Raw genomic sequence first — 15,467 nt, 5'->3', positions numbered from 1 at the left:
CCCCTTTTTAAATTTCTTGCCGGGTGGCGCTTCGCTTACCCGGCCTACACCTAATCATCTTCTAAGGATTTTGGGCTGCAAATTGCGGCCCAAAAGACGACGAAGATTAAGCGATAGTACGTTGGATTTCGATAATCTCGAACACTTCGATCATATCGCCAACGCGAACGTCGTTGTAGTTCTTAACGCCGATACCACATTCCATGCCGTTACGGACTTCGTTAACGTCATCTTTGAAGCGACGCAGGGATTCCAGCTCGCCTTCATAGATAACCACGTTGTCGCGCAGAACGCGGATTGGGTTGTGACGTTTAATCGTGCCTTCGGTAACCATACAGCCTGCGATAGCGCCGAATTTCGGTGATTTGAACACATCACGAACTTCAGCCAGACCAATGATCTGCTGTTTCAGCTCCGGAGACAGCATGCCGCTCATCGCTGCTTTCACTTCGTCGATCAGATGATAGATGACGGAGTAGTAACGCAGATCCAGGCTTTCAGATTCGATAACTTTACGTGCAGAGGCATCAGCACGGACGTTGAAGCCAACCAGAATCGCGTTGGATGCCGCAGCCAGGGTCGCGTCGGTTTCGGTGATACCACCTACGCCAGAACCGATGATCTTCACTTTGACTTCGTCGGTAGACAGTTTCAGTAAAGAGTCGGAAATCGCTTCTACAGAACCCTGAACGTCAGCCTTCAGGACGACGTTCACTTCGTGAACTTCGCCTTCGGTCATGTTAGCGAACATGTTCTCGAGTTTAGATTTCTGCTGACGAGCCAGTTTGACTTCACGGAATTTGCCCTGACGATACAGTGCAACTTCACGGGCTTTCTTCTCGTCACGAACGACAGTAACTTCGTCACCTGCAGCCGGAACACCGGACAGACCGAGGATTTCCACCGGAATGGATGGACCTGCTTCCAGTACTTCCTGACCCAGTTCGTTACGCATAGCACGAACGCGACCGTATTCGAAGCCACACAGTACGATGTCGCCTTTGTGCAGCGTACCTTCACGCACCAGTACGGTAGCAACCGGACCACGACCTTTATCCAGGAAGGATTCGATAACCGCACCGCTCGCCATACCTTTACGCACAGCTTTCAGTTCCAGTACTTCGGCCTGCAGCAGGATAGCGTCCAGCAGCTCGTCGATACCGGTACCCGCTTTCGCAGAAACGTGAACGAATTGGCTCTCGCCGCCCCACTCTTCCGGCATGATGCCGTACTGGGACAGTTCGTTTTTAACGCGATCCGGATCCGCTTCCGGCTTATCGATTTTGTTGACTGCAACCACCACCGGTACACCCGCCGCTTTCGCGTGCTGGATAGCTTCGATGGTCTGCGGCATCACGCCGTCGTCTGCTGCAACAACCAGAACAACGATATCCGTTGCCTGAGCACCACGAGCACGCATGGAGGTAAACGCGGCGTGACCCGGAGTATCCAGGAAGGTGATCATACCGTTGTCAGTTTCAACGTGGTACGCACCGATGTGCTGAGTAATGCCGCCTGCTTCGCCAGAGGCCACTTTCGTAGAACGAATGTAGTCCAGCAGAGAGGTTTTACCGTGGTCAACGTGACCCATGATGGTCACAACTGGTGCGCGCGGTTCAGCCGCAGCACCGGTGTCACGGTCGCTCATTACCGCTTCTTCCAGCTCGTTTTCACGACGCAGGATAACTTTGTGGCCCATCTCTTCGGCAACCAGCTGTGCGGTTTCCTGGTCGATGACCTGGTTAATGGTAGCCATTGCGCCCAGTTTCATCATCGCTTTGATGACCTGAGAGCCTTTAACTGCCATTTTGTTCGCCAGATCGCCAACGGTGATGGTTTCGCCGATCACAACGTCACGGTTAACGGCCTGAGCTGGCTTCTGGAAGCCCTGCTGCAGAGCGGAACCTTTACGCTGCTTACCGCCTTTACCGCCGCGAACCGCTGCACGTGCTTCCTCACGGTCAGCTTTAGATTCAGCGTGTTTGTTGCCTTTCTTCGCCGGACGCGCTGCTTTAGTGCTGCGAGTACGACCACGACCGCCTTCGACTTCACGATCGTTCTCGTCTTCAGCCTGGCGAGCATGCTGAGAAGTGGTGACGTGATAATCGCTGGTGTCTTCGACAGGTTCAACGTTATTCACACCATTTTTCTCGTTTTCTTCCGCCATACGGCGAGCTTCTTCCGCTACGCGGCGCGCTTCTTCTTCAAGCTTGCGACGTGCTTCTTCTTCCGCTTTACGCTTCAGTTCTGCGGCTTCATTTTCACGGCGGGCTTTTTCGGCCTGGGCGGTTTTAGTCATATCGTCGGTCTGTTGATTGCTCACTTTGTCTTTTTCCGCAGCTTCACGTTTCGCTTTATCAGCGGCTTCACGCTTAGCTTGTTCTGCGGCCTCACGTTCGGCTTTTTGTTGCGCCTCGCGTTTGGCAGCTTCTTCTGCCTCACGACGGGCTTGCTCTTCCGCTTCACGCTGCGCCTGCTCTTCCGCGGCAAGGCGTTCAGCCTCTTGCGGATCGCGTTTCACAAAGGTGCGTGTCTTGCGGACTTCGATTTGTACCGATTTGCTTTTTCCACCGGTACCTGGAATATTGAGAGTACTGCGCGTTTTACGCTGCAATGTCAACTTATCCGGCGCTGAGCCGTTTTCACGGTTCAAATGCGCCAGTAAGGTTTGTTTCTCTTGTGCGGACACAGAGTCGTCAGCAGACTTCGGGATACCGGCATCAGCAAATTGCTGTACCAGGCGATCCACGGAAGTCTGTATCTCTGCAGCCAGCGTTTTTACGGTTACATCTGTCATACTGTTCCTTCCTGCTACAGTTTATTACGCTTCGTCGCCGAACCAGCAAATATTACGGGCAGCCATAATCAGCTCACCGGCTTTTTCGTCGGTCAACCCTTCGATATCAGCCAGATCATCAATGCCCTGTTCAGCGAGATCTTCCAGCGTACAAACACCACGGGCCGCCAGTTTGAAGGCCATCTCACGATCCAATCCTTCCAGATTCAGCAGATCGTCAGCCGGTTTGTTATCACCGAGGCTTTCTTCCTGGGCCAGTGCCAGAGTGGTCAGTGCGTTTTTAGCACGCTCGCGCAGCGCTTCAACGGTCTGTTCATCCAGGCCGTCAATTTCCAGCAGCTCTTTCATTGGCACGTAGGCCAGTTCTTCCAGCGTCGCAAAACCTTCTTCCACCAGAACGGTCGCGAAATCTTCATCGATATCGAGATATTTGGTGAAGGTATCGATGGCTGCATGTGCTTCAGCCTGATGCTTCGCCTGCAGGTCATCAACGGTCATCACGTTGAGTTCCCAACCGCTCAGTTGTGAAGCCAGGCGGACGTTCTGACCATTACGTCCAATCGCCTGAGCCAGGTTACCGGCTTCAACCGCGATATCCATGGTGTGCTTGTCTTCATCCACCACGATAGAAGCAACGTCTGCTGGCGCCATTGCGTTAATCACGAACTGCGCCGGGTTATCATCCCACAGGACGATATCGATACGCTCGCCGCCCAGTTCGGTAGAAACCGCCTGAACGCGCGCACCGCGCATACCAACACAGGCGCCGACCGGATCAATACGCTTGTCGTTGGTCTTAACGGCGATTTTCGCACGCGATCCCGGATCACGGGCAGCCGCTTTAATTTCGATAACTTCTTCGCCAATTTCCGGTACTTCAATGCGGAACAGCTCAATCAGCATTTCCGGTTTGGAACGGGTTACAAACAGCTGCGCACCGCGCGCTTCCGGGCGTACAGAGTACAGAACGCCACGAATACGGTCACCTGGGCGGAAGTTTTCACGCGGGAGCATGTCTTCACGCAGGATAACAGCTTCAGCATTGCTGCCCAGATCCAGAGAAATGTTGTCGCGGTTTACTTTCTTTACCACACCGGTGACGATTTCGCCTTCGTGTTCGCGGAACTGATCGACAACCATTGCGCGTTCAGCTTCACGTACTTTCTGTACGATAACCTGTTTCGCGGTCTGGGTGGTGATACGGTCAAAGGTGACAGATTCAATCTGATCTTCAACATATTCGCCCACGTTCAGACTTTCGTCTTCGAAGCGTGCCGCTTCCAGCGTAATTTCTTTGGTCGGCTGAGTAACTTCTTCTACGATTACCCAACGACGGAAGGTATCGAAATCACCGCTTTTACGATCGATTTCTACGCGAACGTCGATCTCTTGCTCATATTTTTTCTTTGTTGCTGTAGCCAGCGCACTTTCCAGTGCTTCAAAAATTTTCTCGCGTGGCAGCGCTTTTTCGTTGGATACGGCTTCAACAACAGCCAAAATTTCTTTGTTCATCGCGGGCTTTTCACCTCAATCCAGACTGTTAAAAGTGGGGAACCAGGTTCGCCTTCTGGATATTACTCAGCGCGAACACTTCATCTTTGCCTTCGACTGTGACCGTGATCATCTCACCGTCCACCGCTTTGATAACGCCCTGCCATTTACGACGGTTTTGTACCGCCATACGAAGAACCAGCGTGACTTCTTCACCCAGGAAACGCACGTAGTGTTCAGCTGTGAACAGAGGACGGTCGAGACCCGGAGAGGAGACTTCCAGGTTATAGGCAACGGTGATTGGGTCTTCGACATCCATCACGGCGCTTACCTGATGGCTCACATCAGCACAATCATCAACATTGATGCCATCTTCACTATCAATATAGATGCGCAGTGTGGATGTGCGACCACGAATAAATTCGATGCCGACCAGTTCGTAGCCCAGGGCTTCAACTGGCGCTGTAATCATCTCTGTTAATTTTTGCTCTAATGTGGACAAGCCCACCCCCAAGACATAAAAAAAGGGCCTAAAGCCCAGTTATTCTGTAGTCAGATAACAAAAAACCCCGATAAATCGGGGCTTTAGATAACTGAACCCTATAACCGCACCTGCGGTTCGGAGAACCTTCCGAAAGAATTTTTTTCAAATCCAGCTACGAAGGCCTAAGTCTTCACAGTATATTTGAAAAAGAACTCTAAGGGAAAGTGGTTGCGGGGGCCGGATTTGAACCGACGACCTTCGGGTTATGAGCCCGACGAGCTACCAGGCTGCTCCACCCCGCGCCTGAAACGTGGCAAATTTTACTCGTTTTGGGTAAAAAATGCAAATACTGCTGGGATTTGGTACCGAGGACGGGACGTAAAATCTGCGCACAGTATATTGATTCACTATGCGTTATGTCAACCTTGTTACGACTATGCAAATCAATGAATGCTGCCCAGCGCTAGCCCAGCAAGATAATTATTCCACCCACGCCGTTATTTAACGAAATTATCACTAAACTCTTCCTGTCATCCAGAAAAGATGATTAAATGAAAACTCATTTATTTTGCATAAAAATGCAATTAGCATAATAAGCGACCTCTTCACCAGTCTATCAAGCAGGGTTTTATTTTATGACGACGATTCTCAAGCATCTCCCGGTAGGTCAACGTATTGGTATCGCTTTTTCCGGCGGCCTGGACACCAGTGCAGCACTGCTGTGGATGCGACAAAAAGGGGCTGTCCCATATGCATATACTGCGAATTTGGGCCAGCCGGATGAGGATGACTATGACGCCATTCCTCGCCGTGCAATGGAATATGGTGCTGAGAATGCTCGCCTGGTAGATTGCCGTAAGCAGCTCGTTGCCGAAGGGATCGCTGCCATTCAGTGCGGTGCATTCCACAACACCACTGGCGGACTGACCTACTTCAATACCACCCCGCTGGGCCGTGCCGTGACCGGCACCATGCTGGTTGCCGCCATGAAAGAAGATGGCGTAAATATCTGGGGTGACGGTAGCACCTATAAAGGTAACGATATTGAACGTTTCTATCGTTACGGTCTGCTGACCAACGCCGAACTGCAGATTTATAAACCATGGCTGGATACCGATTTTATCGATGAACTCGGCGGTCGCCATGAGATGTCCGAATTTATGATTGCCTGTGGTTTCGACTACAAGATGTCCGTTGAGAAAGCGTACTCAACAGACTCCAATATGCTCGGGGCGACCCACGAAGCAAAAGATCTGGAATTCCTGAACTCAAGCGTCAAAATCGTCAACCCAATTATGGGCGTGAAGTTCTGGGATGAGAGCGTGAAGATCCCGGCAGAAGAAGTGACTGTGCGTTTTGAACAGGGTCATCCGGTTGCACTGAACGGTAAAACCTTCAGCGACGACGTTGAGATGATGCTGGAAGCCAACCGTATCGGCGGCCGTCACGGTCTGGGTATGAGCGATCAGATTGAAAACCGCATCATTGAAGCGAAGAGCCGTGGCATCTACGAAGCCCCGGGGATGGCATTGTTACATATCGCATACGAGCGTTTGCTGACCGGTATTCACAACGAGGATACCATCGAGCAGTATCACGCACATGGTCGCCAGCTTGGCCGTCTGCTGTATCAGGGCCGCTGGTTCGACTCTCAGGCGCTGATGCTGCGTGACGGTCTGCAGCGTTGGGTTGCCAGCCAGATTACCGGTGAAGTGACGCTGGAACTGCGCCGTGGTAATGACTACTCGATCCTCAACACCGTATCTGACAATCTGACTTATAAACCAGAACGTCTGACGATGGAAAAAGGCGATTCCGTATTCTCTCCGGACGACCGTATCGGTCAGTTGACCATGCGTAATCTGGATATCACCGATACCCGCGAGAAGCTGTTCGGCTATGCGCAGTCTGGTCTGCTGACCGCTTCTTCCACAACCGGCCTGCCACAGGTTGAGAATCTGGAAAATAAGGCGAAGTAAAGATACACCATCTTAAGGCCGCGAAAGCGGCCTTTTTTATGTGCGGAATATAGCTATGCGGCCCTGTAGGCCTGATAAGTGTAGCGCCATCAGGCGTTGTAATAATGTCGGATGGCGGCGTAAACGCCTTATCCGACCTACAGGACAGCCACAAATAACAGACGAAAAAAAAGACGCTTTGCAGCGTCTTTTTTTTGGAATTTGGTACCGAGGATGGGACTCGAACCCACAAGCCCGTTAGGGCACTACCACCTCAAGGTAGCGTGTCTACCAATTCCACCACCTCGGTACAGAATACTTAGCGTGGGATATCGCTGGTCGGCTGAGCCGGAGCAGCTGGCTGAGTTTGCTCGGTTTTCGCCGGTGCACTCAGATTTTCCCACTCACTTCCTTTATTGGTCTTGTTGCTGTTCATGTTACCCAGCACCAGACTGATGATGAAGAACAAGGTTCCCAATACAGCTGTCATACGGGTCATGAAGTTACCAGAACCACTTGAACCAAACAGAGTACCAGAAGCGCCTGCGCCAAAAGAGGCTCCCATATCAGCGCCTTTGCCTTGCTGCAGCATGATCAAGCCTACCAGGCCAATTGCCACAATAAGGAAAACTACTAAAAGAGCTTCGTGCATAATCAACCTGTTCCTTGCGGAGTTGCCGCGTACAATGCTTCGACCATTAAAGCGGGAATATTTACTGTTTCCCACTGAAGCGGGTGTGAATACTAACCAAAGCGAATAACCTTCGCAAGGGCAATTTGTTAGCATTGTATCAACTGCAGAAAAAATCGCCACATCAATCAAAAACGCAGCAACTTCTCCCAGCATCTCTGCATGACGGCGCGTTGATCGTCAAGATTCGCCCATACCACAACAGGGATTTCACAAATCAGATCTGCATTTTGTGGCCAGCAGTGAATAATTTGCTGATTCACCAACTCTTCCGCCACCATCGATTCAGGTAACCAGGCCATTCCCATATGACGCAACACCATTTCTCGTATAGTTTCGCTTAAACCACTCTCAAACACTTTTTTCAACCGTGGTCGCACTCGTTGTTCTGCCAGCTCAATAATACGTCTGACAAAGGTATAGTCGCTGTAACATAGCCAGGGGATCGGGGTATGCGGATCGTCCAGCGTATCCGCCAACTGTGCAGAAATCACAGGAATAAATCGCTCATACCGCCATAGTGAACGTTTTAACCCTCCGGCAATCTCCAGCCCTGGTTGTGAAGAGGGTAAATCGTAAGTCACCAGCATATCAATTTGCCGGTTTATCAGGGCATTGAAGTGGTTGTCTATCCCCTGGATACTGGCGTTTACCGTAAAGTTTAACTGCGGCTCACTCTGTCGCAGGTAGTTGATCATATCCGGCAGGATATTCACCGACAGCGTATGCAGGCTGACCATCACCAGCGTGTTATCCGTTGCTGGCGTCATCGCCGACAGCTCATGGCGTGCCTCTGTTAACGTACTGAGGACGTGCCGGGCATAAGGTTCAAAGCGTTCACCATAGCGCGTCAGCGTGACGGGGGTCGTTGTCCGATCAAACAAAGGCACGCCCAGCACCTCTTCCAGCGCTTTTATACGCCGACTCAGCGCAGGTTGAGTAATATGCCGCTGCGCCGCGGCCTGAGAGTAGTTTCCATGCTGGCTCAAGGCCAGAAAATCTTCCAGCCACTTACAATCCACGTTGTGCTCTCCGCCATGCCATAACCGCATCCTCCAATAACAAATCGGTAATAGTCATAGTTATAGTAATGGCTTTATGGTGGGCATCATAACAACAATATTCCGTTTCACCTGCCGACTCTCACCTTCGACGTTTGACAGGACCGCTATGTTTACTTTATTGACCAATGCCCGTGTTTTTTCTCCTGAGGATTTAGGCCTCTGCTCCCTGCTCATTCATGCCGACCGAATTGTGGCGGTAGAAAAAGATATTTCATTGTTTGATGGCGTCAACGAGGTCATCGATTGTCGGGGTAAATGGGTTATCCCTGGCATCATCGATCAGCATGTTCATCTTACCGGTGGCGGTGGCGAAGCCGGATTTGCCAGTCGGACACCCGCCGTCAAGCTGCGCGATCTGATTCAGGCGGGTATTACCACGGTGGTTGGCGTGTTAGGCACCGATGCCATTTCTCGTTCGCCCAAAGACCTCTACGCTAAAATGCAGTCTCTCAACCTTGAGGGATTACGCGCGTTTATGCATACGGGAGCCTACGCCGTTCCCAGCCCAACCATTACGCGATCCATCCGCGATGATATGGCCTTCATTCCGGCAATTCTTGGTGTAAAAATCGCCCTCGCCGATCACCGCGGCTCTTACCCCTCTTTCCAGGAGTTGCTGAGGATAGTGAGCGATATTCGCGTCGCTTCCCTGCTGGCAGGGAAAAAAGGCTTGCTGCATGTGCACCTGGGAAATCTGCCGGAAGGGATGTCGCAACTTATTGAGTTGTGTGATGCGGGTATTCCGATTCACCATATTTCACCGACCCATGTTGCAAGAACAGAGCCCTTGTTCGAACAGGCTATTGCTTTCGCCCATCGTGGCGGCCATATCGATGTTACGTCTGGTGGCAGTCGTTTTATGCCTCAGGAGCAAGCGATTCTCCACGCACTCGAAGCACAGGTTCCGGCGGAGCGCATCACGATCAGTTCTGACGGCAATGGCAGCGTTCCGCGCTTTAACGCTCAGGGTATCGTTGAAGGTTTAAGCGCGGCACCGGTCGCAGGCAATCTTAACCTACTTCCTCGCCTGATTGATGTCGGTATTCCGGTGCCGCAGGCCATCGCAATGCTGACGGCAAACGTTGCACGCTCGCTGGGTATTTCCGGGGGCGTGCTCTGCGCCGGAGAACGTGCCGATATCTGTGTACTCAATGATGACCTCTCGCTGGCCCATCTGTTTGCCGCGGGTAAACCGTTGCTGCGGGATGGCGAGTGCCTGGTTACCGGCAACTTCGAGTAAGGGGGCAAGAATGTCATTACTACTGGCGCTAATCGCCATCATTTTTGCCGGACGTCTGATCCTCAAAAAATATCACCCCCAGTCGGTACTGTTATTGACCGGGATTGTGCTGTTGCTTATCGCGCATTTTAGTGGAATGACCTCACTCAGTGGTCTGGTGAAAAAGAGCACCGGATTTGGCCCCTTTGACGCCTTTGAGTTTATCCGCGATACCCTGAGCGTGCGTCTCGGCGGCCTCGGGCTGCAAATTATGCTGATTGGTGGTTTCGCCACGTACATGTCAGCCATTGGCGCAAGCCAGGTACTGGTTCGGGTAACATCTCGTCCTCTACAACGGCTGAACTCGCCTTATCTGCTGCTGGGACTGGCACTGCTATTAGGCCAATTCCTGTCGCTGTTTATCAGCAGCGCCACCGGATTGGGTCTGCTGTTGATGGCGACGCTTTACCCATTGCTTACCCGTCTTGGCTGTAGCCGCGCCGCAGTTGCCGCAGTTATCGCCAGTACCTGTGCGGTTGAGTTTGGCCCAGGATCCGGCAACTCGGTTCTCGCCGCCAAAACCGCAGGTATTGAGGTGGTGAACTATTTTGTGCAGGATCAGTTGCCGATCGTTGTGCCCGTCATTCTTTTCATCGCCCTGTTGCATATTGTTGTGCAACGCTTTTTTGACCGTCGGGAAAGTGGCGACAATGCAGCTCAGCAGATGCAGACATTAACGGCAACTGATGAAGCCGACGCACCTATCGCCTGGCTGTTTCTGCCCATGCTGCCGCTTGTATTGATGTTGGTGTGCAGCGATTTAGTATTTAGCTCGCTTAAGATTACGCTGGATACCGCCGTACTGATAAGCCTCGCTATTACGCTGGTTTGTGAGTACTGCCGTCATCGCAAGGCGCGCGAGGTGATGGCTGGCGTACAAAAGGTTTTCGACAGCATGGGCAGCGTTTTTGCCACCGTCGTGACGCTGATTATCGCCGGTGAAGTTTTTTCCGCCGGGCTGAAAGCCATTGGCGCCGTCGACGCGCTGCTGTCGCTTTCTGGCGAATTTGGCCTCAGCGCCGCCTCTATTATCCTGCTGATGACCCTAATCACCTTCGCAATTTCAGCGCTGATGGGCTCCGGGAATGCGGCATTTTTCTCCTTCGCCCCCATGGTGCCGGACATCAGCCGTCATATCGGTAGCGATATCGCAGTCATGATGTTGCCTATCCAGATATCGGCGGGTATTGGTCGTACGTTATCGCCGATTGCCGGCGTCATCATTGCTATCGCAGGGATTGCAGGCGTCTCGCCTGTGGATATTGTTAAGCGCACCGCGATTCCGATGCTGGGCGGTTGGCTACTGATGATTGCGCTAACCTTTGCCCGGTCTGGGCATTTGCTGGCGGTTCTGCCGTGGCTGACAGTCCTTGTACTACTGATGGTCGGTGGTTACTTCTGGCAGCGCCGACGTAAACAGCCGCTTGCCGTACAGTAAAAAAAAGCCGGAGTCTCAGACTCCGGCTCTCACTTTCTTCGGGATTACGCCGCTTTCACAGCATCGGCAATACGGTGGGCGAATTCAGTCACCTGCGCTTCGTCTTCACCTTCAACCATCACACGAATTAACGGTTCGGTACCAGACTTACGCAGCAGGACGCGTCCACGGTTACCCAGCGCCGCTTCCACTTCCGCCATCACCGCTTTCACGTTTTCATGTTCCAACGGATCGCCGCTACCTGCGGTGTAACGTACGTTAACCAGCAGCTGTGGGAACATTTTCATGCCGCTGCACAGGTCGTGCAAACTCATATGGTTGCGCACCATCGCCGCCAGCACCTGCAGGCCCGCCACGATGCCGTCACCAGTGGTGGTTTTGTCCAGCAGGATCACATGACCAGAGTTTTCGGCACCGATACGCCAGCCTTTTTCCTGCATTTTTTCCAGCACATAGCGGTCGCCAACTTTCGCCCGAGCAAAAGGAATACCTAGCTGTTTCAGCGCCAGCTCGAGGCCCATGTTGCTCATCAGCGTACCTACCGCACCACCACGCAGCTGTCCCTGACGCAGGGCTTCACGGGCGATGATGTACATGATCTGATCGCCATCGACCTTATTGCCTTCGTGGTCAACCATAATAACGCGGTCGCCATCGCCGTCCAGCGCAATACCCAGATCGGCTTTTTCCGCAATCACGCGCGCCTGCAGGGCACGGACGTCAGTGGCGCCGACTTCTTCATTGATGTTCACACCGTTTGGCTCACAGCCAATGGCAATCACGTTTGCACCCAGCTCACGCAGTACATTTGGTGCAATGTGGTACGTTGCACCGTTAGCGCAATCCACCACAATTTTAAGCTCACTCAGACTCAGTTCGTTCGGGAAGGTGCCTTTGCAAAACTCGATATAGCGACCGGCAGCATCAACGATACGGGTAGCTTTACCCAGTTCAGCCGAGTCCACGCAGGTGATCGCTTTTTCCATTTCGGCTTCTATAGCTTCTTCAACCGCATCCGGCAGTTTGGTCCCATCGATGGAGAAGAATTTAATCCCATTGTCATAGAATGGGTTGTGCGAAGCGGAGATAACAATCCCGGCCTCAGCACGGAAAGCACGCGTCAAATAAGCAACGGCAGGTGTTGGCATTGGCCCTGTGAATGAGGCTGAGAGTCCGGCGGCTGCCAGGCCCGCTTCCAGCGCGGACTCCAGCATATAGCCGGAAATACGCGTATCTTTACCGATAATAATTTTACGTGACCCATGACGAGCCAGCACTTTCCCTGCAGCCCAGCCCAGCTTGAGCACAAAGTCAGGAGTAATTGGGGCATCACCTACGCGACCGCGGATCCCATCAGTGCCAAAATATTTACGATTACTCATAGCGTTTTTTTTCCTTTGCAGACAATGTGGCTTCCACCACACGCATCGCTTCTACGGTTTCTTTGACGTCATGGACACGAACGATCTGCGCCCCCTGCATTGCGGCAATCACCGCGCACGCCAGACTGCCATTCAGGCGTTCGGATGGCCCCACATTCAGCAACTGGCCAACCATTGATTTTCGTGACATCCCAACCAGCAGCGGCAGATTAAAATGATGAAACTCCGCCAGACGTGCCAGTAATGTGTAGTTGTGAGTGAGATTTTTACCGAATCCGAACCCGGGGTCGAGCAACAATTTATCTTTTGTGATTCCAGCCCGCTCGCAACGTGCTATTTGCTCAACAAAGTAACGATCTACCTCAGCAAAAACATCCTCATACTTTGGCGCTTCCTGCATGGTTTTCGGCTGCCCCTGCATATGCATCAGGCAAACCGGCAATCCGGTCTCCGCTGCGGCTTCCAACGCTCCAGGCTCCGAGAGTGAGCGAATGTCATTGATGATATGCGCGCCAACTCTGGCGCATTCGCGGATCACTTCGGGCTTTGAGGTATCAACCGAAATCCACACTTCAAAACGCTGAGCAATCGCCTCCACCACAGGGATCACTCGCTGCAACTCTTCTTCCACACTCACATCAGCCGCGCCCGGACGCGTGGACTCACCACCCACATCAATGATAGTCGCCCCGGCGTTAATCATCAGGTTTGCGTGTTTTACCGCCTCAACCAAAGAGTTGTGCGCTCCACCATCGGAAAATGAGTCTGGCGTGACGTTCAAAATCCCCATGACGTGCGGATGGCTGAGATCCAGTGAAGAACCCTGAGCAAAGAGTTTCATAGTTTTATCCCTGGTAAAATCTTGAATATGCAGATAAGAAAAACCCCGGAGCAAGCCCCAGGGTTTTCAATTAAAACACGGTCATCATCAACGATAACTTATTTGTCGCCCAGTTGCTCTGACATAGTGCCAGAGTCCGGCGCACGCGGTTCATCAACCGGACGCGGTGCACTCGGCTTGCCGGTGCTGCCAGAGTTGTTGTTAGAAGAACCCGGTTCTTCCCAACCCGCAGGCGGACGCACATCGCGGCGAGCCATCAGATCGTCAATCTGCGGCGCATCGATAGTCTCATATTTCATGAGCGCATCTTTCATCGAGTGCAGAATGTCCATGTTTTCGTTCAGCAAACGACGTGCACGGTCATAGTTACGCTCAATCAGCAGTTTAACTTCCTGATCGATAATGCGAGCGGTTTCATCGGACATGTGTTTCGCTTTCGCCACAGAACGTCCCAGGAACACTTCGCCTTCTTCTTCAGCGTACAGCAACGGACCGAGTTTATCGGAGAAGCCCCACTGAGTAACCATGTTACGCGCCAGGTTAGTCGCGACTTTAATGTCGTTCGACGCACCGGTAGAAACATGTTCAGCACCGTAGATGATCTCTTCCGCCAGACGGCCACCGTACAATGTGGAGATCTGACTTTCCAGTTTCTGACGGCTGGCGCTGATTGCATCGCCTTCAGGCAGGAAGAAGGTCACACCCAGCGCACGACCGCGCGGGATAATCGTCACTTTGTGCACCGGATCGTGTTCCGGCACCAGGCGACCGATAATCGCGTGGCCTGCTTCGTGATACGCGGTAGATTCTTTCTGCGCTTCCGTCATCACCATGGAGCGACGTTCCGCACCCATCATGATTTTGTCTTTCGCTTTTTCGAACTCAACCATCGACACTACGCGCTTGTTGCCACGAGCAGCAAACAGTGCCGCTTCGTTGACCAGGTTCGCGAGATCCGCACCGGAGAAGCCAGGCGTACCACGTGCAATGATTGCCGCATCGATATCCGGAGACAGCGGCACGCGACGCATATGCACTTTCAGGATCTGTTCACGACCGCGAACGTCCGGCAGACCAACCACAACCTGACGGTCGAAACGGCCTGGACGAAGCAGCGCAGGGTCAAGAACGTCCGGACGGTTAGTCGCTGCGATAACGATAATACCTTCGTTACCTTCGAAGCCGTCCATCTCAACCAGCATCTGGTTCAGCGTCTGTTCACGTTCATCGTGACCACCGCCCAGACCTGCGCCACGCTGGCGGCCTACGGCGTCGATTTCATCGATGAAGATGATGCACGGTGCCGCTTTTTTGGCTTGTTCGAACATGTCACGCACACGAGATGCACCGACACCCACGAACATTTCCACGAAATCAGAACCGGAAATTGTGAAGAATGGAACCTTCGCTTCACCTGCGATAGCTTTCGCCAGCAGGGTTTTACCCGTACCCGGAGGACCGACCATCAGGACGCCTTTCGGGATTTTACCGCCCAGTTTCTGGAAACGGCTCGGTTCGCGCAGATACTCAACCAGCTCAGCGACTTCTTCTTTTGCTTCGTCACAACCCGCAACGTCAGCAAAAGTCGTTTTGATCTGATCTTCCGTCAGCATGCGCGCTTTGCTCTTGCCGAACGACATGGCACCTTTGCCACCACCGCCCTGCATCTGACGCATGAAGAAGATCCAGACACCAATCAGCAGCAGCATTGGGAACCAGGAAATGAAGATAGAAGCCAGCAGGCTCGGCTCTTCAGGTGGTTCGCCAACAACCTTGACGTTTTTGGTCAGCAGGTTATCAAGCAGCTTCGGATCGTTAACCGGGATGTAGGTCGTGTAACGGTTACTATCTTTCTTGGTAACGTTAATCTCACGTCCGTTGATCTTCGCTTCACGAACCTGGTCCTGATTGACCTCTTGCAGGAAGGTAGAGTAATCAACCTTACGGCCATTAGACTCGCTGGGCCCAAAGCTCTGGAATACTGACATCAGCACAACGGCAATGACCAGCCAGAGAATTAGGTTTTTCGCCATGTCACTCAA

Annotated in this window: 11 protein-coding genes and 2 tRNA genes; 3 read left to right on the top strand and 10 right to left on the bottom strand. The window is 52.5% G+C overall.

From position 1 onward, the window contains the following. Nucleotides 1-106 precede the first annotated feature (106 nt). The 4 genes from infB to OGX66_RS13590 form a co-directional block, all read right to left on the bottom strand. Nucleotides 107-2,797, bottom strand: a complete 2,691-nt coding sequence (infB, locus tag OGX66_RS13605) for a translation initiation factor IF-2 (RefSeq protein WP_003844847.1) — start codon at nt 2,795-2,797, stop codon at nt 107-109. 24 nt (nt 2,798-2,821) lie between these two features. Continuing rightward, nucleotides 2,822-4,309, bottom strand: coding sequence for a transcription termination factor NusA (gene nusA / locus OGX66_RS13600; RefSeq protein ID WP_003024992.1), 1,488 nt, complete (start codon nt 4,307-4,309; stop codon nt 2,822-2,824). Nucleotides 4,310-4,337: 28 nt separating this feature from the next. Beyond that, nucleotides 4,338-4,790 carry a ribosome maturation factor RimP gene (gene rimP / locus OGX66_RS13595; protein ID WP_003024996.1) on the bottom strand — a complete coding sequence of 151 codons (453 nt, stop codon included), beginning with the start codon at nt 4,788-4,790 and terminating at the stop codon, nt 4,338-4,340. Between the two features lie 207 nt (nt 4,791-4,997). Further along, nucleotides 4,998-5,074, bottom strand: a tRNA-Met gene (locus OGX66_RS13590). 333 nt (nt 5,075-5,407) lie between these two features. Here OGX66_RS13590 and argG point away from each other — a divergent pair. Beyond that, entirely contained in the window at nt 5,408-6,751 is a 1,344-nt protein-coding gene (gene argG / locus OGX66_RS13585; RefSeq protein ID WP_003024998.1) for an argininosuccinate synthase, read from the top strand. Between the two features lie 202 nt (nt 6,752-6,953). On the opposite strand, the gene OGX66_RS13580 is transcribed toward argG, so the two are convergent. The 3 genes from OGX66_RS13580 to OGX66_RS13570 form a co-directional block, all read right to left on the bottom strand. Further along, a tRNA-Leu gene (locus OGX66_RS13580) sits at nt 6,954-7,040 on the bottom strand. Nucleotides 7,041-7,049: 9 nt separating this feature from the next. Further along, the gene (secG, locus tag OGX66_RS13575) at nt 7,050-7,382 is read right to left on the bottom strand and encodes a preprotein translocase subunit SecG (protein ID WP_003025000.1); all 333 of its coding nucleotides are present in this window, start codon (nt 7,380-7,382) and stop codon (nt 7,050-7,052) included. Between the two features lie 167 nt (nt 7,383-7,549). Beyond that, nucleotides 7,550-8,443: a LysR family transcriptional regulator gene (locus OGX66_RS13570; RefSeq protein WP_088903017.1), complete on the bottom strand. Its 894-nt coding sequence runs from the start codon at nt 8,441-8,443 to the stop codon at nt 7,550-7,552. Nucleotides 8,444-8,591: 148 nt separating this feature from the next. Between OGX66_RS13570 and iadA the strand changes: the two genes are divergently transcribed. Next, nucleotides 8,592-9,725, top strand: coding sequence for a beta-aspartyl-peptidase (gene iadA / locus OGX66_RS13565; RefSeq protein ID WP_003025004.1), 1,134 nt, complete (start codon nt 8,592-8,594; stop codon nt 9,723-9,725). 10 nt (nt 9,726-9,735) lie between these two features. Beyond that, complete coding sequence (gene dcuC / locus OGX66_RS13560) at nt 9,736-11,202, top strand: C4-dicarboxylate transporter DcuC (RefSeq protein WP_088903016.1); 1,467 nt, start codon at nt 9,736-9,738, stop codon at nt 11,200-11,202. Between the two features lie 44 nt (nt 11,203-11,246). Here dcuC and glmM read toward each other — a convergent pair whose 3' ends face one another. From glmM to ftsH, 3 genes are all read right to left on the bottom strand, one after another. Beyond that, entirely contained in the window at nt 11,247-12,584 is a 1,338-nt protein-coding gene (glmM, locus tag OGX66_RS13555; RefSeq protein WP_003025008.1) for a phosphoglucosamine mutase, read from the bottom strand. Continuing rightward, complete coding sequence (folP, locus tag OGX66_RS13550) at nt 12,577-13,425, bottom strand: dihydropteroate synthase (RefSeq protein WP_096889937.1); 849 nt, start codon at nt 13,423-13,425, stop codon at nt 12,577-12,579. The genes glmM and folP overlap by 8 nt, the downstream gene beginning before the upstream one ends. 98 nt (nt 13,426-13,523) lie before the next feature. Then, complete coding sequence (gene ftsH, locus OGX66_RS13545) at nt 13,524-15,458, bottom strand: ATP-dependent zinc metalloprotease FtsH (protein ID WP_003025013.1); 1,935 nt, start codon at nt 15,456-15,458, stop codon at nt 13,524-13,526. Between the last annotated feature and the right edge of the window lie 9 nt (nt 15,459-15,467).

The sequence above is a fragment of the Citrobacter sp. Cf072 genome, from assembly GCF_030334485.1.
GTDB lineage: Bacteria > Pseudomonadota > Gammaproteobacteria > Enterobacterales > Enterobacteriaceae > Citrobacter > Citrobacter freundii.
This window is presented reverse-complemented; position numbering and strand designations above follow the sequence as displayed.